This window comes from Enterobacter sp. BNK-18 (genome assembly GCF_047456135.1).
In the GTDB taxonomy this organism is placed as follows: Bacteria; Pseudomonadota; Gammaproteobacteria; order Enterobacterales; family Enterobacteriaceae; genus Enterobacter; species Enterobacter ludwigii.
This window is the reverse complement of sequence record NZ_CP179899.1, coordinates 1,617,113-1,639,385: the sequence shown is the minus strand read 5'-3', so window position 1 is coordinate 1,639,385 and position 22,273 is coordinate 1,617,113. Positions and strand designations below refer to the sequence as shown.

The 22,273-nt window shown below is 53.7% G+C and carries 21 protein-coding genes; 18 read left to right on the top strand and 3 right to left on the bottom strand.

Going from position 1 to position 22,273, the window contains the following annotated elements; genetic code table 11:
* Positions 1-71: 71 nt before the first annotated feature.
* Positions 72-1,049: a phage shock protein operon transcriptional activator gene (pspF, locus tag ACMGG3_RS07790; protein WP_044866560.1), complete on the bottom strand. Its 978-nt coding sequence runs from the start codon at positions 1,047-1,049 to the stop codon at positions 72-74.
* 166 nt (positions 1,050-1,215) lie between these two features.
* On the opposite strand from pspF, the gene pspA reads away from it, so the two are divergent.
* The 15 genes from pspA (at position 1,216) to ACMGG3_RS07715 (ending at position 15,646) form a co-directional block, all read left to right on the top strand.
* On the top strand, positions 1,216-1,884 hold the full coding sequence (gene pspA / locus ACMGG3_RS07785) for a phage shock protein PspA (RefSeq protein ID WP_014170345.1): 669 nt from the start codon (positions 1,216-1,218) through the stop codon (positions 1,882-1,884).
* Positions 1,885-1,938: 54 nt separating this feature from the next.
* Positions 1,939-2,163: an envelope stress response membrane protein PspB gene (pspB, locus tag ACMGG3_RS07780; RefSeq protein WP_025204011.1), complete on the top strand. Its 225-nt coding sequence runs from the start codon at positions 1,939-1,941 to the stop codon at positions 2,161-2,163.
* Positions 2,163-2,522: an envelope stress response membrane protein PspC gene (gene pspC, locus ACMGG3_RS07775; RefSeq protein ID WP_014170343.1), complete on the top strand. Its 360-nt coding sequence runs from the start codon at positions 2,163-2,165 to the stop codon at positions 2,520-2,522. The genes pspB and pspC overlap by 1 nt, the downstream gene beginning before the upstream one ends.
* A gap of 12 nt (positions 2,523-2,534) precedes the next feature.
* The gene (pspD, locus tag ACMGG3_RS07770; RefSeq protein WP_014170342.1) at positions 2,535-2,759 is read left to right on the top strand and encodes a phage shock protein PspD; all 225 of its coding nucleotides are present in this window, start codon (positions 2,535-2,537) and stop codon (positions 2,757-2,759) included.
* Between the two features lie 185 nt (positions 2,760-2,944).
* On the top strand, positions 2,945-4,642 hold the full coding sequence (locus ACMGG3_RS07765; protein ID WP_414149756.1) for a sugar phosphorylase: 1,698 nt from the start codon (positions 2,945-2,947) through the stop codon (positions 4,640-4,642).
* Positions 4,643-4,657: 15 nt separating this feature from the next.
* Entirely contained in the window at positions 4,658-5,950 is a 1,293-nt protein-coding gene (locus ACMGG3_RS07760) for an ABC transporter substrate-binding protein (RefSeq protein WP_032678282.1), read from the top strand.
* Between the two features lie 22 nt (positions 5,951-5,972).
* Positions 5,973-6,854 (top strand): carbohydrate ABC transporter permease, encoded by an 882-nt coding sequence (locus tag ACMGG3_RS07755; RefSeq protein ID WP_025204014.1) that lies wholly within the window; start codon positions 5,973-5,975, stop codon positions 6,852-6,854.
* Positions 6,841-7,683 (top strand): carbohydrate ABC transporter permease, encoded by an 843-nt coding sequence (locus ACMGG3_RS07750; RefSeq protein ID WP_020882460.1) that lies wholly within the window; start codon positions 6,841-6,843, stop codon positions 7,681-7,683. The genes ACMGG3_RS07755 and ACMGG3_RS07750 overlap by 14 nt, the downstream gene beginning before the upstream one ends.
* Positions 7,684-7,711: 28 nt before the next feature.
* Entirely contained in the window at positions 7,712-8,764 is a 1,053-nt protein-coding gene (locus ACMGG3_RS07745; protein ID WP_047356413.1) for a zinc-dependent alcohol dehydrogenase, read from the top strand.
* Between the two features lie 16 nt (positions 8,765-8,780).
* On the top strand, positions 8,781-9,569 hold the full coding sequence (locus ACMGG3_RS07740; protein WP_414149755.1) for a sugar phosphate isomerase/epimerase family protein: 789 nt from the start codon (positions 8,781-8,783) through the stop codon (positions 9,567-9,569).
* A gap of 14 nt (positions 9,570-9,583) precedes the next feature.
* The gene (locus ACMGG3_RS07735) at positions 9,584-10,639 is read left to right on the top strand and encodes a Gfo/Idh/MocA family protein (RefSeq protein ID WP_414149754.1); all 1,056 of its coding nucleotides are present in this window, start codon (positions 9,584-9,586) and stop codon (positions 10,637-10,639) included.
* A complete protein-coding gene (locus ACMGG3_RS07730) occupies positions 10,633-12,912 on the top strand; it encodes a glycoside hydrolase family 65 protein (protein WP_414149753.1) in 2,280 nt (759 codons plus the stop codon). Before ACMGG3_RS07735 ends, ACMGG3_RS07730 begins: the two co-directional genes overlap by 7 nt.
* Positions 12,902-13,579: a beta-phosphoglucomutase gene (gene pgmB / locus ACMGG3_RS07725; protein WP_059305683.1), complete on the top strand. Its 678-nt coding sequence runs from the start codon at positions 12,902-12,904 to the stop codon at positions 13,577-13,579. Before ACMGG3_RS07730 ends, pgmB begins: the two co-directional genes overlap by 11 nt.
* A gap of 3 nt (positions 13,580-13,582) precedes the next feature.
* Entirely contained in the window at positions 13,583-14,665 is a 1,083-nt protein-coding gene (locus tag ACMGG3_RS07720; RefSeq protein WP_106504169.1) for an ABC transporter ATP-binding protein, read from the top strand.
* A gap of 66 nt (positions 14,666-14,731) precedes the next feature.
* Positions 14,732-15,646 carry an OmpG family monomeric porin gene (locus ACMGG3_RS07715; protein ID WP_025204021.1) on the top strand — a complete coding sequence of 305 codons (915 nt, stop codon included), beginning with the start codon at positions 14,732-14,734 and terminating at the stop codon, positions 15,644-15,646.
* Positions 15,647-15,680: 34 nt separating this feature from the next.
* On the opposite strand, the gene ACMGG3_RS07710 is transcribed toward ACMGG3_RS07715, so the two are convergent.
* Positions 15,681-16,691, bottom strand: a complete 1,011-nt coding sequence (locus ACMGG3_RS07710; protein ID WP_086532457.1) for a LacI family DNA-binding transcriptional regulator — start codon at positions 16,689-16,691, stop codon at positions 15,681-15,683.
* Positions 16,692-16,846: 155 nt separating this feature from the next.
* Here ACMGG3_RS07710 and ACMGG3_RS07705 point away from each other — a divergent pair, with 155 nt between their 5' ends.
* The 3 genes from ACMGG3_RS07705 to tyrR all read left to right on the top strand — a co-directional run bounded on the left by ACMGG3_RS07705 (position 16,847) and on the right by tyrR (position 20,948).
* Positions 16,847-18,244: a YcjX family protein gene (locus ACMGG3_RS07705; RefSeq protein WP_221716269.1), complete on the top strand. Its 1,398-nt coding sequence runs from the start codon at positions 16,847-16,849 to the stop codon at positions 18,242-18,244.
* Positions 18,241-19,293, top strand: a complete 1,053-nt coding sequence (locus tag ACMGG3_RS07700) for a YcjF family protein (protein ID WP_138614097.1) — start codon at positions 18,241-18,243, stop codon at positions 19,291-19,293. Before ACMGG3_RS07705 ends, ACMGG3_RS07700 begins: the two co-directional genes overlap by 4 nt.
* Before the next feature lie 113 nt (positions 19,294-19,406).
* Positions 19,407-20,948: a transcriptional regulator TyrR gene (gene tyrR, locus ACMGG3_RS07695; protein WP_014170325.1), complete on the top strand. Its 1,542-nt coding sequence runs from the start codon at positions 19,407-19,409 to the stop codon at positions 20,946-20,948.
* 35 nt (positions 20,949-20,983) lie between these two features.
* On the opposite strand, the gene ACMGG3_RS07690 is transcribed toward tyrR, so the two are convergent.
* Positions 20,984-22,192 carry an aldose 1-epimerase family protein gene (locus ACMGG3_RS07690; protein ID WP_370977359.1) on the bottom strand — a complete coding sequence of 403 codons (1,209 nt, stop codon included), beginning with the start codon at positions 22,190-22,192 and terminating at the stop codon, positions 20,984-20,986.
* Between the last annotated feature and the right edge of the window lie 81 nt (positions 22,193-22,273).

Here is a 22,273-nt window from a genome sequence, read left to right as displayed (position 1 = left end):
GGTTCGATCTGCAAAGTGTATCGCACTTACGCCTGCTTCGTAAAAATGTCTGCGGGTAAGTGCTGATATTGTCAGCGCATTTGATGCTTTTTGAGCAATGCCCTTAATTGATGGTAGGTCAGACCCAGGAGTTCAGCCGCCCGTTTCTGGTTATATTTCGCCACCTTCAGGCTCTGCTCAAGCAGCTGTTGTTCCTGTTCATGCTGGAACTGCCGCAAATCCAGGGGAAGTGCAGGGGAAGCCCCGGACACGGGCGGGGCGGAAGCTGGCTGCGGGCTACGCTGAAAAGGATCTAGAATAATGTTATCCAGCTCGGTCTCACTGCTGCCGTGGCGATAGACAGAACGCTCCACGACGTTTTTTAACTCACGGATATTTCCCGGCCAGTGGTAAGCGAGGAGTGTCTCCTTTGCATACTCGCTGAACCCCGGAAAAAGCGGCAGGCCGAGCTCGCGACACATCTGAATCGCAAACTGCTCTGCCAGCAGCATGATGTCGCTTCTTCGCTCGCGCAGCGGCGGGAGCTGAACGACGTCAAAGGCCAGCCGGTCGAGCAGGTCGGCACGGAATTTATCCTCTGCCACCATTTGCGGGAGGTTGGCATTGGTCGCGCACACCAGACGCACGTTGACCTGCAACGGCTGGCTACCGCCGACACGCTCCAGCTCGCCATATTCAATCACGCGCAGCAGCTTTTCCTGTACCAGCATGGGCGCGGTGGCCAGTTCATCAAGAAACAGCGTGCCGCCGTCGGCGCGTTCAAAACGACCCGGATGGCGTTTTTGGGCACCGGTAAAAGCACCGGCTTCATGACCGAAAAGCTCCGTGTCGAGCAGATTTTCATTCAACGCCGCGCAGTTAAGCGAAATGAAGGGGCCATCCCAGCGTCCGGATAAATAATGCAGACGGTTAGCAATCAGTTCCTTACCCGTGCCGCGCTCACCGATAATAAGCACTGGCTTGTTGAGCGGCGCGAGACGGGAGACCTGTTCGAGGACTTCCAGAAAACTGTTGGCTTCGCCGAGTAAATTGTCTTTGTATCCAGCCATGATGAAATTAACCACTCCTTAGTGATATTCACCAGGTGAGCATAGTGTGCCGATGCCTGGAAATCAACCACATCAAGTAAAATCAACAAGATAAAAACTTGGCACAGTATTTGTATTAGCTATGTAGCAGGGCATCGCCCGATAACAGAACTATGAGGATCACATTATGGGTATTTTTTCTCGTTTCGCCGACATCGTGAACGCCAATATCAACTCACTGCTTGAGAAAGCGGAAGATCCGCAGAAGCTGGTGCGCCTGATGATTCAGGAAATGGAAGATACGCTGGTTGAAGTGCGTTCTACCTCCGCCCGTGCGCTGGCTGAGAAAAAACAGTTAACGCGCCGCATTGAGCAGGCGACCGCTCAGCTTAACGAATGGCAGGAAAAAGCAGAACTTGCGTTGCGTAAAGATAAAGAAGACCTGGCCCGCGCCGCGCTGATTGAAAAACAGAAGCTGGCAGACATGGTCGCGACGCTCGAGCATGAAGTCACACTGGTCGATGATACGCTTTCGCGTATGAAGAAAGAGATTGGTGAGCTTGAGAATAAACTGAACGAAACGCGTGCGCGTCAGCAGGCGCTGGCATTGCGCCACCAGGCGGCAAGCTCATCCCGCGATGTACGTCGCCAACTGGATAGCGGTAAGCTGGATGAAGCAATGGCACGTTTTGAGTCGTTTGAACGCCGTATCGACCATATGGAAGCGGAAGCGGAAAGTCACAGCATTGGTAAACAAAAGTCACTGGATCAGCAGTTCGCTGACCTGAAAGCGGACGATGAAATCAGCGAGCAACTTGCTGCGCTGAAAGCCAAAATGAAGCAAGACAACCAATAATAATTTGTGCGGCACCTGAGTGTGCCGCCACGCATCGTAAGACAAGGAGTACACATGAGCGCGCTTTTTCTGGCTATTCCCCTGACCATTTTCGTGCTGTTTGTTCTGCCGATTTGGTTATGGCTGCACTACAGCAACCGTTCTTCACGTGGTGAACTTTCCCAGAGTGAACAACAGCGTCTCGTACAGCTGACCGAACAGGCGAATAAAATGCGCGAACGCATTCAGGCGCTGGAAGATATCCTCGATGCAGAACATCCAAACTGGAGGGACCGTTAATGGCCGGACTGAATCTGAACAAAAAATTGTGGCGCATTCCGCAGCAGGGAATGGTACGCGGCGTCTGTGCCGGACTGGCCCATTATCTTGATGTCCCGGTCAAACTGGTTCGCGTGGTAACGGTGCTGTCGATCTTCTTCGGTCTGGCGTTTATCACCCTGGTGGCGTACATCGTGCTGTCGTTTGTACTCGACCCGATGCCGGAAGGTGAACTGGCCGCAGAAGGCGCACCGACCAGCAACGATCTTCTCAACGCGGTTGACGATCAACTCGCCGCTGGGGAGAAGCGGTTACGTGAGATGGAGCGCTATGTCACGTCTGACACCTTCACGCTGAGAAGCCGTTTTCGTCAGCTTTAAGAGAGAATATACATGAAGCAAAACTGGCAACAGGCCGGTCAGAAGGTAAAACCCGGCCTGAAAATCGCAGGTAAACTGGTCCTGCTGACGGCATTACGTTTCGGCCCGGCAGGTGTGGCGGGTTGGGCGATAAAATCTGTTGCCCGCAAGCCGGTAAGAATGTTGCTGGCTGTGGCGCTCGAACCTCTGCTGCAAAAAGTGGCAAAACGGCTTTCACGCCGCTACTTTCCCCAATAATTCCTGCGTACGTTAGCCTTTCTCGTTTTCGGGGCAGGCTAGCGATACTTCTTCGCTTTCCCTTTCTTTCTTTGCGGCAGCTCACAATACTGCGTTGAGCTGCTTTGCAATCGCCTTTTTCTGCGTCCCGGTCCGTTGACAGATATTTTTCATGGGAGTAGATTGCGTTCCGTGGGACCGCTACCATGGAAAATAAAATGCAGGCTAAAATTAAAGAAATCATTAATCTTGTTTACGGGGAATCATTTTCCGATACCCATTTTTCGGTGTTGCTGGAAAAGATTGATAACGCGATTTCTGTTATTACAGATAAGCGTAAGGTGGGGTGGGATGAAAAAGATGTTGTCCTGATTACGTATGCCGATCAGTTTTCGGCAGAAGGGGAGAAAGCCCTGCCGGTTTTCACACGGTTTTATAATAAGTGGCTCTCTCACTCCTTTTCACATGTTCATCTTTTACCTTTTTACCCGTGGTCTTCTGACGACGGTTTTTCTGTTATTGATTACCACGACGTCGCACCAGAAACAGGAACGTGGCAGGACATCGCCGAATTAAAACAATCAGCCAGTTTGATGTTTGATTTCGTCTGCAATCACATGTCGGCGCAAAGTCAATGGTTCGCGAATTACCTTAAGCAAATGCCGGGGTATAACGATTTCTTCATTTCTGTTGACCCTGAAACGGATCTGTCGGCCGTCACGCGACCGCGTGCTTTGCCCCTCCTCACGCCGTTTACGCTTCACGATGGCAGCGTACGCCACCTGTGGACCACCTTCAGCAGCGACCAGGTCGATCTCAATTTTGCCTCTCCTCAGGTTCTGATTGCGATGGTAGACGTGCTGCTGCACTACCTGACTGAAGGGGCGCGCTACATTCGTTTGGATGCCGTTGGGTTTATGTGGAAGATACCCGGAACGAGCTGTATCCATCTGGAACAAACCCATCAGCTTATCCAGCTTTTCCGTGCCATCACCGAGGCTGTCGCGCCGGGTACGGTGATAATCACTGAGACCAATGTCCCGCATAAAGACAACGTTGCCTACTTTGGTGACGGCAACAATGAAGCGCAGATGGTGTATCAGTTCTCCTTGCCGCCGCTTGTGCTGCATGCGGTACACCGTCAGGATGTCCGGGCGCTGTGTCAGTGGGCGTCGTCGTTGACGCTTCCTTCCACGAAAACCACCTGGTTTAACTTTTTGGCCTCGCATGATGGGATTGGCCTCAATCCGTTACGCGGAATTTTACCCGAGTCTGAGATCCTCTCGCTGGTAGAGAAACTTCAGGACGAGGGGGCGTTGGTCAACTGGAAAAACAATCCGGATGGAACGCGAAGCCCGTATGAAATCAATGTCACTTATCTTGATGCGTTAAGCACAAGGGACTGCGATGATAATCACCGTATTGCCCGGTTTATTCTGGCTCATGCTGTACTCCTGAGTTTCCCCGGTGTGCCTGCCGTCTATATTCAAAGTATTCTTGGCTCGCGTAATGATTATGAGGGCGTGGAGCGCCTGGGATATAATCGTGCGATTAACCGCAAAAAATATCTCGCCGGTGCAATCGACAGTGAGCTTGAGAACGAAAATAGCCTGCGGCAGAAAGTCTATTATAGATTGCATGAATTAATCGCCCTGAGGCGTGCAGAAAAAGCATTCCACCCTGACAGTCAGGCTTGTTTTAGTACGGCAGGCGAGCATGTATTAAAAATAATGCGTATTGCGCAAAGCGGCGAAAAAGTTACCGCGTTATTTAATTTCAGCGATCGCGTTCAAACGCTTGAGTCGAATATTCCATCCGGCAGGGAATTGATCGCCGGGAAAGATATTACTGGTACGACTCTGACCCTTAATCCATGGCAGGTGTTGTGGGTTAAAGAAAACTAAAAAAGGACCTTAAACATGAATATGCCCAAAATTGTGCTGATATCAGCACTGGTTTCGTGCGCCTTGTTGTCAGGCTGTAAGGATGACAAACCCTCTGCTGTCACCATTGAGTTTATGCACTCCTCAGTTGAACAGGAGCGTCAGGCGGTAATTACAAAACTGATTGAAAAATTCGAGAAAGAGAACCCGACGATTACGGTGAAACAGGTACCGGTAGAAGAGGATGCCTACAACACTAAAGTGATTACGTTGGCCCGCACCGGTGCGCTGCCTGAGGTCATTGAGGTCAGCCATGACTACGCAAAAGTCATGGATAAAGAGCAGCTGCTGGACCGGGATGCGATCAACGCCGCCATCAAAGCGGTGGGCGAAAACACCTTCTATGACGGAATTTTGCGTGTCGTTCGCACAGAAGACGGCTCAGCCTGGACGGGGGTGCCAATCAGCGCCTGGCTGTCTGGCGTCTGGTATCACAAAGATGTGCTTGCTGCGGCGGGTATTGAGGAGCCGCATAACTGGGAACAGCTGCTGAAAGCCAGCCAACGCCTCAGCGATCCGGCTAAAAAACGCTATGGCATTGCGCTACCCACGGCAGAAAGCGTGATGACCGAGCAGGCGTTTTCTCAGTTTGCGCTTTCCGGTGGCGCGAACGTTTTTGACGCCAACGGGAAAATCAACATCGATACCCCGGAAATGGTGAACGCGCTGGCGTTCTATAAAGCACTGGCCGCGACCACCATGCCGGGCTCGAACGATGTCATGGAGATTAAAGATGCCTTTATGAATGGTTCGGCGCCGATGGCGGTGTATTCCACCTATATCCTGCCGGCGGTCTATAAAGACGGCAACCCAGCCAACCTGGGCTTTGTCGTTCCGACTGAAACGTCTTCAGCGGTCTACGGCATGGTCACATCGCTGACGATCACCTCCGGTCAAACAGAAGATGAAACCCAGGCTGCACAGAAGTTTGTCACCTGGATGGAGCAGGCACAGAACGCGTCTGACTGGGTGATGATGTCCCCGGGTGCCGCGCTGCCGGTGAACAAACTGGTCGTCGGCACGGACTCCTGGAAAGACAACGAGGTCATTAAAGCGTTTGGTCAACTTCCCTATGAGCTTATCGCCCAGTTCCCGAATGTGCAGGTATTTGGCGCCGTGGGCGACAAAAACTTTACCCGCATGGGTGATGTAACGGGGTCCGGCATCATCAGTTCCATGGTGCATAACGTCACAGTAGGTCAACAGGATCTCACTGCAACGTTAAGCAACAGCCAAAAGCGACTGACTGACCTGATTTCACAACGATAGGAGCGCTCTGCGGAAGGAAATTATGAAGACGTTGTTTTCTGGTCGTTCAGATATGCCTTTCGCCATGCTGCTGTTGGCCCCCAGCCTGATTTTGCTGGGGGGCCTGGTGGCCTGGCCGATGATTTCCAATATTGAAATCAGCTTTTTACGTTTGCCGCTTAACCCGCGCATTAGCGCCGTGTTTGTCGGGCTGGATAACTATGTTCGTATCCTCAGCGATGGCGCATTCTGGCACTCCCTGTGGATGACGTTCTGGTACACCGCCCTGGTGGTGATGGGCAGCACGGCGCTGGGGCTGGCCGTTGCCCTCTTTTTTAACCGGGAATTTCGTCTGCGGAAAACGGCGCGTTCACTGGTGATTTTGTCCTACGTCACACCATCCATCTCGCTGGTGTTTGCATGGAAATACATGTTCAACAACGGCTACGGCATTGTGAACTATCTGGGTGTCGATCTGTTGCACCTGTATGACCAGGCGCCGCTGTGGTTCGACAACCCGGGCAGCAGTTTTGTGCTGGTGGTGCTGTTCGCCATCTGGCGTTACTTCCCCTACGCGTTTATCTCGTTCCTCGCGATATTGCAGACCATTGATAAGTCGCTGTACGAAGCCGCGGAAATGGATGGGGCAAATGCCTGGCAGCGTTTTCGTATCGTCACGCTGCCCGCCATTATGCCGGTGCTGGCCACGGTGATTACACTGCGAACCATCTGGATGTTCTATATGTTCGCTGATGTTTATCTCCTGACCACCAAGGTCGATATTTTGGGCGTCTATCTCTACAAGACCGCATTTGCCTTCAATGACCTCGGGAAAGCCGCTGCCATCTCCGTGGTGCTGTTCGTGATCATCTTCGCCGTCATTCTGCTGACCAGAAAAAGGGTAAACCTCAATGGCAACAAATAAACGCGTACTGAGCCGTCTCGGTTTTTATCTGGGGCTGGCGGTGTTTCTGATCATCACGCTGTTCCCGTTCTTTGTGATGTTAATGACCTCGCTTAAGAGCGCGAAAGAGGCGATATCGCTCCATCCGACCATCCTGCCGCAGGCGTGGACGCTGCAGCATTACATCGACATCTTTAATCCGCTGATCTTCCCATTTGTGGATTACTTCAGAAACAGCATGGTGGTCTCGCTGACCTCGTCGGTGATTGCCGTTTTTCTCGGCACGCTGGGGGCTTACGCGTTATCCAAACTGCGTTTTAAAGGACGTACGACGATCAATGCGAGTTTTTACACCGTCTATATGTTCTCGGGGATTTTGCTGGTGGTGCCGCTGTTCAAAATCATCACCGCGCTGGGGATCTATGACACAGAGCTGGCGCTGATTATCACCATGGTGACCCAGACGCTGCCGACAGCCGTCTTTATGCTGCGCAGCTATTTCGACACCATTCCGGATGAAATAGAAGAAGCTGCGATGATGGACGGGCTTAACCGCCTGCAAATTATCTTCCGCATTACCGTTCCGCTGGCGATTTCCGGCCTCGTGTCGGTGTTCGTCTACTGCTTCATGGTGGCATGGAACGACTACCTGTTTGCATCCATTTTCCTGTCCAGCGCCAGCAATTTCACCTTGCCGGTTGGGCTAAACACCCTCTTTAGCACGCCAGATTATATCTGGGGTCGCATGATGGCGGCATCGCTGGTGACGGCGCTTCCGGTGGTCATCATGTACGCACTGTCTGAACGTTTTATCAAAAGTGGTTTGACCGCCGGTGGCGTTAAAGGCTGAGGCGGCCAGTTTTAACTAGGAGTCAGTCATGAAAAAGTTAGTTGCGACAGCGCCTCGTGTAGCGGCGCTGGTGGAATATGAAGATCGTCCTGTTGCCGTCCATGAAGTGAAAATTCGTGCGCGCTTCGGCGCGCCAAAACACGGCACCGAAGTGGTAGATTTCCGTGCGGCAAGTCCCTTCATTGATGAGGAGTTTAACGCGGAGTGGCAGATGTTTACCCCGCGTGAAGAGGGCGCGGCGCGGGGCATTGAGTTTGGTAAGTTCCAGCTGGGCAACATGATCGTTGGCGACATTATCGAATGCGGCGATGACGTGACGGAGTACCAGACGGGCGACCGTGTCTGCTGCTATGGGCCGCTGCAGGAGACGGTCATCGTGAATGCCGTTAATAACTACAAGCTGCGCAAAATGCCGCAAGGGTCTTCCTGGAAAAATGCCGTCTGTTACGACCCTGCGCAGTTCGCCATGAGCGGCGTGCGTGATGCTAACGTGCGGGTAGGGGATTTTGTCGTTGTGGTCGGACTGGGTGCCATTGGGCAGATTGCGATTCAGCTGGCGAAAAAAGCCGGTGCATCCATCGTCATCGGTGTCGATCCTATCGAACATCGCTGCGAAATTGCCCGCCGTCACGGGGCCGATTACTGCCTCAATCCGTTTGGCACCGATGTCGGTCTGGAGATTAAAAAACTGACCGGAAAGCAGGGCGCTGACGTGATTATCGAAACCAGCGGTTTTGCCGATGCATTGCAGTCTGCGCTGCGCGGGCTCGCCTACGGTGGAACGATCGCCTACGTGGCTTTCGCGAAACCGTTCGCAGAAGGGTTCAATCTGGGGCGTGAAGCCCACTTCAATAACGCGAAAATCGTTTTCTCGCGCGCCTGCAGCGAACCCAACCCGGATTATCCGCGCTGGAGTCGAAAGCGTATTGAAGAGACCTGCTGGGAACTGCTGATGAACGGTTATCTGAACTGCGAAGATCTGATTGACCCGGTTGTCACCTTTACCACCAGCGCTGAGAGCTACATGAAGTATGTCGATCAGCATCCGGAACTGAGCATCAAGATGGGCGTCACTTTTTAAGCTAAGGAGAGCATCAATGAAAATCGCAACGCAAAACCAGGCCTTTTTCCCGACTTCTATTCTGGAGAAATTCCAGTACATCAAAGCGATGGGTTTTGATGGCTTTGAAATTGACGGCAAACTGCTGGTGGATAATCTCGATGAAGTGCAAGCCGCAATCACCGCCACGGGCCTGCCGGTGACCACCGCCTGCGGGGGATATGACGGCTGGATTGGTGACTTCATTGAAGAACGTCGTCTGAACGGATTAAAACAGATCGAACGCATCCTGGAAGCACTGGCTAAAGTGGGTGGAAAAGGGGTTATTGTGCCCGCCGCCTGGGGAATGTTTACCTTCCGTTTGCCGCCGATGACCTCTCCACGCAGCCTGGCGGGTGACCGCGAAGCGGTGAGTGCTTCGCTGCGTTATCTGGATGAGGTGGCGGCGCGTACCGGGACCACCGTTTACCTTGAGCCGCTCAACCGCTACCAGGATCACATGATCAACACGCTCGCGGATGCGCGTCGCTATATCGAAGAGAACGCGCTCAGGCATGTGCAGATCATCGGCGACTTTTACCACATGAATATCGAAGAAGATTCTCTAACAGAGGCGCTGCATCGCAACCGGGATCTGCTGGGTCATGTGCATATCGCCGATAACCATCGCTATCAGCCTGGCAGCGGGACGCTGGATTTTGCCACGTTGTTCGGGCAGCTTCGTGCGGACAACTATCAGGGCTACGTGGTGTATGAGTGCCGTGTCCGCGCCGACGATCCGGCCCAGGCTTACCAGGATTCACTCACGTATCTGCGTGAATGCTAAGGATGACGAGCGTGATGAGTGCTTCAATACCTTCGCTTCTGCGCGTCGCCATTATTGGCGCCGGGCAGGTCGCGGACAAAGTGCATGCCTCGTATTACGCCACACGCAGTGATGTTCAAATGGTCGCTGTCATGGACAGCGGCCTTGAACAGGCACAGGCGTTTGCGGAACGTCATGCAATTCCTTCGGTCTGGCAGAATGCATCTGAAATGCTGCAGGCGGTAAAACCTGATGTGGTCAGCGTCTGCTCCCCAAACCGGTTCCATTTTGAACATGTCATGGTGGCACTGGAGGCCGGATGTCATGTGATGTGCGAAAAACCGCCTGCCATGACGCCGCAACAGGCTGACCAGATGCGCATGGCGGCCCGTAAAGCGGGAAAAGTGCTGGCGTATGATTTTCACCATCGGTTTGCGCTCGACACGCAGCTGTTACGTGACGCTGTCACAAATGGGGCGTTAGGTGAGATCTACTTTACGTCGGCGCAGGCGCTGCGTCGTTGCGGCGTGCCGGGCTGGGGCGTCTTTACGAACAAATCGCTACAGGGCGGCGGACCGCTGATCGATATCGGTATTCATATGCTGGATGCCGCGATGTATGTGCTGGGTTTCCCGGCGGTAAAAAGGGTGACCGCCCACAGCTTCCAGAAGCTGGGGAACCGTAAAAACAGTGGACAGTTTGGCGAGTGGGATCCCGCCCGGTTTACCGTTGAAGATGCTCTGTTTGGCACAATTGAATTCTGCAATGGCGGCGTTCTGCGCCTGGATACGTCGTTTGCGCTGAATATCCGTGAGCAGTCGATCATGAATGTTTCATTCTGTGGCGAAAAGGCGGGGGCCACGCTCTTCCCGGCTCACATTTACCACGATGAGGCGGGCGTTTTACAGACCCTCATGCAGCGTGATGAGGCAGACGACCAGCGTCACCTGCGCAGCATGGAGGCGTTTGTACGCCATGTGCTGGGAGAGCCGGTTATGATCGCAGATGCGGAACAGGGGCTGGTTATCCAGCAACTTGTTGCCGCGCTTTATGAATCGGCGGATACAGGGGAAAGCGTGACGTTATGCTGAATGTGTCTGTTTTAACCGAACCGGGCTTCTCTCCCCACAGTCTGAATAAATACGCCTCCATCATGGCTTGCGGCAATGGCTACATGGGCATTCGCGCGGCACACGAAGAGGATTACACCCAGCAAACCAGGGGCATGTATCTCGCCGGGCTTTACCATCGCGCAGGTCGCAATGAGACCACGGAGTTAATCAACCTGCCGGATATTACCGGTATTGAGGTTGAACTGGATGGTGTGAATTTTACCCTGCTTTCCGGGGCGCTTCTTGAGTGGCAGCGCGAGCTGGCGTTTGCCAATGGTGAACTGCGTCGCAGCGTGCTCTGGCGCTCGCCCGACGGGAAACGCTACCGCCTGGAGAGCCGTCGTTTCGTTTCTCTCGCTCAGCTGCCGTTAGTGGCAATGCAACTCGCCATCACTCCCCTTGATGGACCCTCGCAGGTGGTGTTGAAAACCGGAATCGATGCGACGCAAACCAACAGCGGCAGGCAGCATCTGGATGAGATTTCAGTCCGGGTATTCGACCAGAACTGTATGCAGGGCGTGTATGAAACGCAGGACCGGGTTTCTGATGTCGTTATATCCGCGTTCTGCCGGCTTTCAGCGGGTAGCGAAAGCTGCTTTACCGCTAAAAATCGTCGCATCAGTGCGCATTACGCCCTGAACGTTTCGCGGGGTGACACTGTCACGCTTGAAAAGATCGTCTGGGTCGCCCACCGCAGTGACAAAGCCCTTTCGCAGGCGTCGTTTGCGCGTAACGCACTGGCCGAACTCAAGGTGTGCGCAGCACGAGGCTACGCATCGTTGCTGGAGAGCTCTGCCTGCGCCTGGGAAGACGTCTGGCGAGATGCGCGGGTGGCGGTAACGTCTGCGGAACCGCAGGATCAGCTCGCGCTGGATTATACCGTCTGGCATTTGACCGCCATGACGCCTGCCGACAATGAGCGCTGCAGTATCGCCGCGAAAGGATTGACCGGCGAAGGGTATAAAGGCCACGTCTTCTGGGATACCGAAATTTTCCTGCTGCCTTTCCATCTCTTTACGCGTCCGCAGGTCGCCCGCAGTCTGCTGCGTTATCGCTGGCTCAACCTGGCCGGAGCTCGTGAAAAAGCGCGTCGCAACGGCTGGCCTGGCGCACTTTTCCCCTGGGAGAGCGCCGCGAGCGGTCAGGAGGAAACGCCGGAATATGCAGCAATCAACATCCGCACGGGCACGCGCCAGAAAGTGGCCTCTGCGCTGGCAGAACATCACATTGTGGCGGACATTGCCTGGGCTGTCGTGGCCTACTGGCAGGCGACACATGATGACGCTTTTATGCGTAACGAAGGGCTGACGCTACTGATAGAGACGGCAACGTTCTGGATGGGGCGGGCGACGAAAGTCAATGATCGCCTGGAAATCCACGATGTGATCGGGCCGGATGAGTACACGGAGCACGTCAATAACAATGCCTACACCAACTATCTGGCCTGGCACAATGTCGCCTGTGCGCGCCAGTTTATGGCGATGTTCAATCGTGAAGATGCCGGCTTCATGGAGAATGCCAGCCGGTTTATGTCCCGTTTGTGGTTACCGCAAGCCAACGCAGAAGGGGTCCTTCCTCAGGATGACACCTTCATGGCGAAACCGGCAATCGATCTGAGCCGCTATAAGGCGAAAGCGGGTAAACAGACCATTCTGCTCGATTACTCCCGCGCGGAAGTGAACGAGATGCAGATCCTTAAACAGGCCGACGTGGTGATGCTCAACTACCTGCTGCCGGAACGGTTTACCCCACAGCAGTGTGCTGCCAACCTGGCGTACTACGAGCCGCGTACCATACACGACTCTTCGCTGAGCAAAGCGATTCATGGAATTGTTGCTGCCCGGTGTGGCGATACGGAAAGAGCCTACGCCTTCTGGCGCGAGGGTATCGCCATCGATCTGGGCGACGATCCGCACAGCTGCGATGACGGGATTCATGCTGCCGCCACCGGGGCTATCTGGTCCGGCGTTATTCAGGGATTTGCCGGCATGCAGATCGTCCAGGGGGAATTGCATCTTGCCCCGAAGTTGCCTGCCCACTGGCGAAAACTGGCTTTCCCGCTGCGATGGAGAAACGCGCGCATGCACTTCACGTTTGAAAATGATGTTTTAACGATTGAAACCACTGCACCGGTGACCTTAACGCTGTGGGGTAAAACCCTGTGCATAACGGATCGGCAGGTCTGTTCTTTCAGGGATTTTTTTACATCTACTTATGGGACCGCTACCACGGGAGCAAATCATGATGCCTGAGGCCGTTGTCTTTGATCTTGATGGTGTGATCACCGATACCGCGCATCTGCATTTTCTGGCCTGGCGTGCCGTGGCGCAGGAAATTGGCATCTCGTTCGACGTGGTGTTCAACGACGAGCTGAAAGGGATAAGCCGTATGGAATCGCTGCAGCGGATCCTGCGCCATGGCGGAAAAGAGGGGGAGTTTAACGACCAGCAGCGGCAGGCGCTCGCGGATAAAAAGAACGCGCGCTACGTCGGGTCTCTGGCGTCGTTGACGCAGGATTCTCTGCTTCCGGGCATCCGCGAGGTGCTGGCGGAAATTCGTGCGGCGAACGTCAAAATCGGGCTGGCCTCAGTGTCCCTTAACGCCCCCGGTATTTTGCAGGCGCTGGGCATTGAGAGGGCTTTTGATTTCTGCGCCGATGCCTCGCGCATTGCCCGCTCAAAACCGGACCCGGAGATCTTTCTTGCGGCCTGCGCCGGGCTGAACGTGCGCCCCGAGCAGGCTATCGGAATAGAAGATGCTGCAGCCGGCGTTGAGGCAATCAACGCGGCGGGAATGCTCTCGGTCGGGATTGGACCTGGCCTGAACCATGCGGGCTTACAACTTCATTCAACGCAGGAACTGACCTGGAAATGCCTGACGGATTTCTGGGCATCCCGAACGGTAATGATAAGGAATTAAAAAATGGCTCAACTGTCTCTGAAGCATATTCAGAAAATCTACGATAACCAGGTCCATGTGGTTAAGGATTTTAACCTCGAAATTGAGGACAAGGAGTTTATCGTCTTTGTGGGTCCCTCGGGGTGCGGTAAATCGACGACGCTTCGCATGATTGCCGGGCTTGAGGAGATCTCCGCCGGTGAGCTGGTGATTGACGGTGTCTGCATGAACGATGTGCCCGCCAAGTCCCGCGACATTGCGATGGTTTTCCAGAACTATGCGCTTTATCCGCATATGACGGTTTACGACAACATGGCGTTTGGCCTGAAGATGCAGAAAATTGCCCCCGTGGTCATTGAAGAGCGCGTGAACTGGGCGGCACAAATCCTGGGGTTGCGTGATTACCTCACGCGTAAACCTGGCGCATTGTCGGGTGGGCAACGTCAGCGCGTGGCGTTAGGACGGGCGATTGTGCGCGAAGCCGGCGTCTTTCTGATGGATGAACCGCTTTCTAACCTGGACGCCAAGCTGCGTGTGCAAATGCGCGCTGAAATCAGCAAGCTGCATCAGAAGCTCAACACCACAATGATTTACGTGACCCACGATCAGACGGAAGCGATGACGATGGCGACCCGCATTGTGATCCTCAAGGATGGCGTTATTCAGCAGGTGGGGGCACCTAAGCAGGTCTACAACGAACCGGCGAATATGTTTGTGGCGGGCTTCATCGGATCACCGGCAATGAATTTTATTCGGGGCGCGATAGACGATCGCTATTTCGTGACGGAAACGCTGCGTCTGGAGATACCTGAAGACACGCTGGCGGCGGTGAAGGCCGCCGGATATCAGCGTAAAGCCGTGGTCTTTGGGATCCGGCCGGAAGATATTCTGACGCTGCAAAACCGTGGGGATGATATTGCGGCAAAAGTCAGCGTGGCCGAACTGACCGGGGCTGAGTTCATGCTCTATGCCACCGTGGGCGGGCATGAGCTGGTCGTTCGTGCAGGAGCGGTAAATGATTATGCGGCGGGGGATAATATCGGCATCCAGTTCGATATGAATAAATGTCATTTCTTCGACGCTGATACTGAAGTGGCTATTAGATAAGAAAGGCGTTCGCCGGAAATGCAAATTTCCGGTTTTTTTTGAGTTAATTATAAAGGGAACATTTAAATGAGTACTCTACTAAGAAGTGCTGCGCTCGTTCTGTGCGCAGGGGTTAGCTGCGCGCACGCAACGGAATCAGCAAAACACTGGGAATTTAATATCGGTGCCATGTATGAAATTGAAAACGTCGAAGGTCAGGGCGACGATAAAGATGGATTATATGAACCCTCTGTGTGGTTTAATGCCACATGGGATGCCTGGACCCTTTCGCTGGCAATGTATCAGGAAGGACCGGTTGATTACAGCAGCATGACCCGTGGGACCTATTTTGACCGTCCGGAATTTGAATTACGCTATCGCTTTATTGGCACCGATGATTTTACACTCGGGTTGACCGGCGGTTTCCGTAATTACGGTTATCACTTTAAAGATGAACACGGTGCCAAAGACGGTAGCGCAAATATGCAGCGCTACAAAATTCAGCCCGACTGGGATATTAAATTGTCCGACGACTGGCGTTTTGGTGGCTGGTTTGCCATGTATCAGTTTGCAAATGACCTGGAAAAAACCGGTTATGCCGACAGCCGTGTAGAAACGGAAACGGGTTTTACCTGGACCATTAATGAAACCTTCTCTGCAAAAGTGAACTATTATCTTGAGCGCGGTTTCAATATGGACAGTTCACGTAATAACGGCGAATTTTCAACGCAGGAAATTCGCGCGTATCTGCCTGTTTCATTAGGCCAGACTACGCTCACGCCATATACCCGTCTGGGGCTGGATCGCTGGTCGAACTGGGACTGGCAGGACGATCCCGATCGTGAAGGACACGATTTCAACCGACTGGGTCTTCTGTACGCGTATGACTTCAACAATGGATTATCCATGACGCTGGAATACGCCTACGAATGGGAAAACCATGACGAAGGCGACAGCGACCGTTTCCACTACGCGGGTGTTGGCGTTAATTACGCGTTCTGACAGACCGGATGCCAGGGGCTTTCAGCCCCTGGTTTTAGCGAAGAGAGGGCGCTAACGTAAAATGGGTATCGACAAGCACTTTTTGTGGCGCAGGCTGACCGGCGATACGCCTGAAAAGAAGATTGCAGCTCTCTTCACCCAGCTTGCGGGTTGGGATATCAAAACCCCCGGGTGCTGGCGTTAAAATGAGGGAGAGCATCGGGTCACTGTATCCTGCAATCACCACCTGCTCGGGGATCCTCAGATCCAGAGTATCCGCCGCGCGATAAAGGCTGAGTAACTTCATGCTGTCAGTGGCAAATACCGCATCAGGTGGCGTGGCCGAGGAGAGCAATTCTGTGGCCGCGGCAAGCGCGCTTTCATGGGTATATCCGCCGTCGATGATCCACGCCGGGTTAATGGCGATGCCGTGCTTTTCCAGGCTGGATTTATAACCGGCAAGACGATCAATCGAAACATGATAATTGAGCGGCGCGTGCAGACAGGCAATGTTACGTCGGCCATTTTTAATAAAGGTTTCTGTTAGCGTGGCGCTGTCGTGAAAATTATCCGTGTCGACCGAGTAAATATTCTGAAAATCACCTTCGACTTTCCCGATGACGACCACCGGTACGCCATAAGCATCCAGCGTTGTGAAAAAGGATTCATTTGCCGGTGAGCTCAGCATGATGATCCCTTTAATCATTTTTTGTTTTATTTTACTTTCGCATTTCAGCAGATCGTCTTCACTGCTTTTCGAGGTTTGCAAAATAACATCAAAACCTTCCTCTTCAGCTTTGGCTGTAATGGCATGCAGAACATCAGAGAAAAAAGGGTTGCCGGCGGTGGTTTTCGTCGAGCGTGTCGAAATAACCATAATGGCGTCGAAGCCAGAAGAGGTCAGGGCGCGGGCGAGTTTATTGGGTTGATAATTTAATTCGTCAATCGCCTTCAACACTTTTTCACGCGCTTCAGGAGAAATATTCGTTTGTTTATTCAGAACGCGGGAGACGGTTGATTTCGAAACGCCGGCAACCCGTGCGATATCATAGATGGTGGGTGACATACACCTTACTCACTCCTGACTAACAGCAATGTCGTTCATCTTACTGGAGAGAAAACGGCAATAGCAATAAATAAGAATTGATAATCAACGATCTGCCCCCATTTATTGTATTCTGAAGCAATGTATTTGAGGCTTCCGGGCAATGAAGGACGGCGATGAAGCGACTTAAGAACGAACTCAATTCACTGGTGAACCGTGGCGTTGACCGTCATCTGCGTCTGGCGGTGACGGGGCTGAGCCGCAGCGGCAAGACGGCGTTTATCACCGCGATGGTGAACCAGCTGCTTAACCTGCACAGTGGGGCGCGGCTGCCGCTGCTGAGCGCCGTGCGGGAAGAGCGCCTGCTGGGGGTTAAACGTGTGCCTCAGCGCGATTTTGGCATTCCTCGCTTTACCTATGATGAAGGGCTGGCTCAGCTTTATGGTGAACCGCCCGGCTGGCCGACGCCGACGCGCGGGGTGAGTGAAATTCGCCTCGCGCTGCGTTTTCGCTCTAATGAATCCCTGATGCGCCACTTCAAGGACACCTCCACCCTGTATCTGGAAATTGTGGATTACCCCGGTGAGTGGTTGCTCGATTTACCTATGCTGGCACAGGATTATCTCAGCTGGTCACGGCAGATGACGGGGCTGTTGCAGGGCAACCGCGCCGAGTGGTCGACGAAATGGCGAAAACTGTGCGAAGGCCTGGATCCGCTGGCCCCTGCCGATGAAAACCGGCTGGCGGCGATTGCCGAGGCCTGGACGGAGTATCTGCATCAGTGTAAGCAGGAAGGGCTGCATTTCATCCAGCCGGGCCGTTTTGTTCTGCCGGGAGATTTGGCGGGCGCACCTGCGCTGCAGTTTTTCCCGTGGCCGGACGTGGATGGCATCGGGGAGTCAAAACTGGCCCAGGCGGACAAACACACTAACGCCGGAATGCTGCGCGAGCGTTACAATTACTACTGTGAAAAAGTGGTGAAAGGTTTTTATAAAAACCACTTTTTACGTTTTGATCGCCAGATTGTGCTGGTGGATTGCCTGCAACCGCTGAACAGCGGGCCGCAGGCCTTCAACGATATGCGCCTGGCGCTGACACAGTTAATGCAAAGTTTTCACTACGGGCAGCGCACGCTGTTTCGCCGTCTCTTCTCACCCGTTATCGACAAGCTGCTGTTTGCGGCCACAAAAGCCGATCACGTGACGGTCGATCAGCATGCCAATATGGTGTCGCTGCTGCAGCAACTGGTGCAGGACGCCTGGCAGAATGCCGCATTCGAAGGGATCAGTATGGATTGCCTCGGACTGGCTTCCGTACAGGCGACACAGAGTGGGTTGATTGACCTTAATGGCGAGAAAATACCGGCATTGCGCGGGAACCGTCTCAGCGACGGCGAACCGCTTACTGTCTATCCGGGCGAAGTGCCCGCACGCCTTCCGGGGCCGGCCTTCTGGCAGAACCAGGGCTTCCAGTTTGAAGCCTTCCGCCCGCAGGCCATGACGGTCGATCAGCCGTTACCGCATATCCGTCTGGATGCGGCGCTGGAGTTTTTGATTGGAGATAAATTGCGATGACGGAACCGTTAAAACCGCGCATTGATTTTACCGGAACGCTTGAGCAAGAGCACCCGGAGGCGTTTAAAACCGCGCAGACGTTTAATGGCCCGCAGGCAGATAATTTTGCCCCGGCGCTGACCGAAGAGCTGCTTGTTGAAGAGGGGCCGGCTGAAGCTGTCGTGGAAGCTGCGCTACGCCCAAAACGCAGCCTGTGGCGAAAGATGGTGACTGCCGGGCTGGCATTGTTTGGCGTCAGCGTGGTTGGGCAAGGCGTCCAGTGGGCGGCCAACGCCTGGCAAACCCAGGACTGGGTCGCGTTGGGCGGCTGCGCTGCCGGTGCTCTGATTGTGGGGGCGGGTGTCGGGTCTGTTGCGACCGAGTGGCGTCGCCTGTGGCGCCTGCGACAGCGCGCCCATGAGCGTGATGAAGCGCGGGATCTGCTCCACAGTCACGGAACCGGCAAAGGCCGCGCGTTTTGTGAAAAGCTGGCCAGTCAGGCGGGTATTGACCAGTCACACCCGGCGCTTCAGCGCTGGTATGCCGCTATCCATGAAACCCAGAACGATCGTGAAGTGGTGACGCTGTATTCCCACATGGTGCAGCCGGTGCTGGATGCCCAGGCGCGGCGCGAAATCAGCCGCTCTGCTGCGGAATCAACCCTGATGATTGCCGTCAGCCCGCTGGCGCTGGTGGATATGGCGTTTATCGCCTGGCGTAACCTGCGTCTGATTAACCGGATTGCTGCTTTATACGGTATTGAGCTGGGGTACTACAGCCGCCTTCGCTTGTTCCGTCTGGTATTGCTCAACATCGCCTTTGCCGGAGCAAGCGAGCTGGTGCGGGAAGTGGGGATGGACTGGATGTCGCAGGATCTGGCGGCGCGTCTCTCTGCCCGTGCCGCGCAGGGTATTGGTGCCGGTTTGTTGACCGCCCGTCTGGGCATCAAAGCGATGGAAGTGTGCCGTCCACTGCCGTGGATTGATGGCGATAAGCCGCGATTGGGGGATTTCCGACGTGAGTTAATCGGTCAGCTCAAAGAGACGCTCAATAAAAAACCGGTTCAGTAGCCGGTTTGGTCATTAATCGTGCTGGCTGTCAATATTTGTTGACAGCCATCTTCCCGATCACCGTGTTCTGACATATCATTTTAATGTTATTGGCTTAAAACGGTGAATTTCCCATGCGTCTTGAAGTCTTCTGTGAAGACCGTCTCGGTCTGACCCGCGAATTACTCGATCTTCTTGTTTTACGTAGCATTGATTTACGTGGCATTGAGATCGATCCTGTCGGGCGAATTTACCTCAATTTTGCCGAAATTGAATTTAATACGTTCAGTAGCCTGATGGCAGAAATACGCCGTATCGCTGGCGTTACGGATGTACGCACCATCCCCTGGATGCCGTCGGAGCGTGAGCATCTGGCATTGAGCGCATTGCTTGAAGCCATGCCAGAGCCTTTCCTCTCCCTGGATTTAAAAAGTAAAGTTGAGCGTGTTAACCATGCCAGCTGCCAGCTGTTCGCGCAGAGTCAGGAAAAACTCAGCAACCACAACGCAGCACAGTTGATTCCCGGCTTTAATTTCCAGCGCTGGCTGGACAGCAATCCGCAGAACACCCACAGCGAGCATGTGGTTATCCACGGACAGAATTTCTTAATGGAGATAACGCCGGTCTATCTGAAAGGCGAGGCCGACACGCGCGTTCTGACCGGCGCCGTGATCATGCTGCGTTCCACCGTGCGCATGGGCCGTCAGCTGCAAAATATCTCCAGTCAGGATGTGGGGGCATTCAGCCAGATTATTGCCGTCAGCCCGAAAATGCGGCATGTAGTGGATCAGGCGCGCAAACTCGCGAGTCTGACCGCGCCACTGCTGATTACCGGCGATACCGGTACCGGAAAGGACCTGCTGGCGCACGCTGTGCATCTGGCCAGCCCGCGAGCGGCAAAACCGTATCTGGCCCTTAACTGCGCCTCGATTCCGGAAGATGCCGTCGAAAGCGAATTATTTGGTCACGCGCCGGAAGGTAAAAAAGGGTTCTTCGAGCAGGCTAACGGCGGCTCCGTGCTGCTGGACGAGATTGGTGAAATGTCGCCACGCATGCAGGCCAAGCTGCTGCGCTTCCTCAATGATGGCACGTTCCGCCGCGTAGGCGAGGATCACGAAGTTCATGTGGATGTGCGTGTGATTTGTGCGACGCAGAAAAACCTGGTCGAACTGGTGCAAAAAGGGGTATTCCGCGAGGATCTCTACTACCGCCTGAATGTCCTGACCCTGAATATCCCACCGCTGCGCGATTGCCCGCAGGATATCATGCCGCTGACCGAACTGTTTGTGGCGCGCTTTGCCGACGAGCAGGGGGTACCGCGTCCGAAGCTTTCAGCCGATCTCGGCACGGTGCTCATGCGCTACGGCTGGCCGGGCAACATTCGCCAGCTCAAGAACGCCGTTTACCGCGCACTGACGCAGCTGGAAGGTTATGAACTACGTCCGCAGGATATTCTGTTACCGGATTACGATGCCGGTACGGTGTCAGTAGGTGAAGAGGCGATGGAAGGTTCGCTGGATGACATTACCAGCCGTTTTGAGCGCTCCGTGCTGACGCAACTATACCGTAGCTATCCAAGCACCCGTAAGCTGGCAAAACGCCTTGGCGTTTCACACACCGCGATTGCCAATAAGTTGCGAGAGTATGGTTTGAATCAGAAGAAGGGTGACGAATAACGGTAAAAAGCCTCTGTAAAGAGGCTTTTTTTTACTCATTCTTTTGCGATAGGGGTGCTATTAATGTCGACCTTTGTCTCTCCCTGAATCGATGCAATTCGGTTCTCCACGTCTTTCACCTGTTGCGGGTTATGGAGCAGGGTATAGGTCAGATCAAACTGTGTGCTGGCTCCCGGTTGCAATTGCTTAACGCGTTTTTGTTCGCGCTCAATGGTGACCGGATAGGCGTAGCTGGTACCCGGCTCAATACCGGTGACATAACCTTGCTTCAGGGTGTCGGTATTTTTCCATAAGGTCAGCACCGGCAACTGGCGGGTATCAAACTGAATGGACGCCCCTTTATCACCGGCTTTATTCACCACGGCCGCGAGGGTTTCGTGGTTGTTATCCGCAAGCGGTTTGAGGTTAAACACCATCTCATCAAAGCCTTTCGTTGGCCCGGCATAGGTCTGCCAGTCGTTGACACCGGCTTTCGCGTAGTCATTGAATGGACTGACGCTCGCGACCGGGGCAAGGAAGCGTGCACCTTCTTCGAGGATCGGGGTACCAAAGTTGCTGTGGTAGATGATTTGATAATCATGCGGGTAATCGGCATGGTTTGTCAGGACATCGTGCAAACTGAACTGGTTGGTTCCTGGGACGTAACGCAGTTCGGTCATGGTCTGCAAATCTGCTTTTTTGAACGTGCTCTCTTTGATCAAACCGCGAATTCGAATTTCATGGGGGGCAGCGTCAGCCACCTCAACTTCAACCTGCGAGACAGGCGTATTGCCCGCCTTGCCGTGAAGCGTGTAGATTTGGCCGTCAGCCGTGACCGGATGCCCAGTCCACTCATAGCCACAGCGCACCATCATCTCGTTGAAACCTTCCAGCCAGCCAAGCCCGTTGCGACTTTCCAGATTAATATATGCCGGGTTCACGACCTCTTTTACCGGGGAATCCCAGCCCATTCTGGTGCCGAAGCCTTCCACATGGAGCAGGTTCATGCCGCGAGAGGGGCTTAAGGTAATGGTCAGGCCACTTTTACTGCTGATAACAAGGATTTTGCTGCCTTCCTGTTTGCCACCGTGCAACACTTTTTGTTCAATGCTGAACGCCTGATCTTTTACCTTCAGCTCATTGCTCGTTATTTTCCAGTTTCCTTTCTCCACGCCGCTTTCAGCGCTTGTCAGCACCCAGGTTTTCGCCGCAGCATGACCCGAAATCAAAGCCGCAAGGAGCGTAATAGCCAGTTTAATTTTCATATCCTTTCCTTTTTGCTGAAACGATTATTTGCTTTCGTCAGCAAATCTAATGTTTTGACCTGAAGGGAAATGTGATGTGCT

Bases quoted from the DNA above. Each gene is read 5' to 3' on its own strand.
- ACMGG3_RS07705 (WP_221716269.1), top strand. From the start codon at position 16,847: ATGAAGCGACTTAAGAACGAACTCAATTCACTGGTGAACCGTGGCGTT.
- ACMGG3_RS07690 (WP_370977359.1), bottom strand. From the start codon at position 22,192: ATGAAAATTAAACTGGCTATTACGCTCCTTGCGGCTTTGATTTCGGGT.
- ACMGG3_RS07760 (WP_032678282.1), top strand. From the start codon at position 4,658: ATGAATATGCCCAAAATTGTGCTGATATCAGCACTGGTTTCGTGCGCC.
- ACMGG3_RS07750 (WP_020882460.1), top strand. From the start codon at position 6,841: ATGGCAACAAATAAACGCGTACTGAGCCGTCTCGGTTTTTATCTGGGG.
- ACMGG3_RS07730 (WP_414149753.1), top strand. From the start codon at position 10,633: ATGCTGAATGTGTCTGTTTTAACCGAACCGGGCTTCTCTCCCCACAGT.
- ACMGG3_RS07710 (WP_086532457.1), bottom strand. From the start codon at position 16,691: ATGTCACCCACCATCTATGATATCGCACGGGTTGCCGGCGTTTCGAAA.
- pgmB (WP_059305683.1), top strand. From the start codon at position 12,902: ATGATGCCTGAGGCCGTTGTCTTTGATCTTGATGGTGTGATCACCGAT.
- ACMGG3_RS07720 (WP_106504169.1), top strand. From the start codon at position 13,583: ATGGCTCAACTGTCTCTGAAGCATATTCAGAAAATCTACGATAACCAG.
- ACMGG3_RS07735 (WP_414149754.1), top strand. From the start codon at position 9,584: ATGAGTGCTTCAATACCTTCGCTTCTGCGCGTCGCCATTATTGGCGCC.
- ACMGG3_RS07745 (WP_047356413.1), top strand. From the start codon at position 7,712: ATGAAAAAGTTAGTTGCGACAGCGCCTCGTGTAGCGGCGCTGGTGGAA.
- ACMGG3_RS07765 (WP_414149756.1), top strand. From the start codon at position 2,945: ATGGAAAATAAAATGCAGGCTAAAATTAAAGAAATCATTAATCTTGTT.
- ACMGG3_RS07715 (WP_025204021.1), top strand. From the start codon at position 14,732: ATGAGTACTCTACTAAGAAGTGCTGCGCTCGTTCTGTGCGCAGGGGTT.
- pspA (WP_014170345.1), top strand. From the start codon at position 1,216: ATGGGTATTTTTTCTCGTTTCGCCGACATCGTGAACGCCAATATCAAC.
- pspF (WP_044866560.1), bottom strand. From the start codon at position 1,049: ATGGCTGGATACAAAGACAATTTACTCGGCGAAGCCAACAGTTTTCTG.
- pspD (WP_014170342.1), top strand. From the start codon at position 2,535: ATGAAGCAAAACTGGCAACAGGCCGGTCAGAAGGTAAAACCCGGCCTG.
- tyrR (WP_014170325.1), top strand. From the start codon at position 19,407: ATGCGTCTTGAAGTCTTCTGTGAAGACCGTCTCGGTCTGACCCGCGAA.
- ACMGG3_RS07700 (WP_138614097.1), top strand. From the start codon at position 18,241: ATGACGGAACCGTTAAAACCGCGCATTGATTTTACCGGAACGCTTGAG.
- pspC (WP_014170343.1), top strand. From the start codon at position 2,163: ATGGCCGGACTGAATCTGAACAAAAAATTGTGGCGCATTCCGCAGCAG.
- pspB (WP_025204011.1), top strand. From the start codon at position 1,939: ATGAGCGCGCTTTTTCTGGCTATTCCCCTGACCATTTTCGTGCTGTTT.
- ACMGG3_RS07755 (WP_025204014.1), top strand. From the start codon at position 5,973: ATGAAGACGTTGTTTTCTGGTCGTTCAGATATGCCTTTCGCCATGCTG.
- ACMGG3_RS07740 (WP_414149755.1), top strand. From the start codon at position 8,781: ATGAAAATCGCAACGCAAAACCAGGCCTTTTTCCCGACTTCTATTCTG.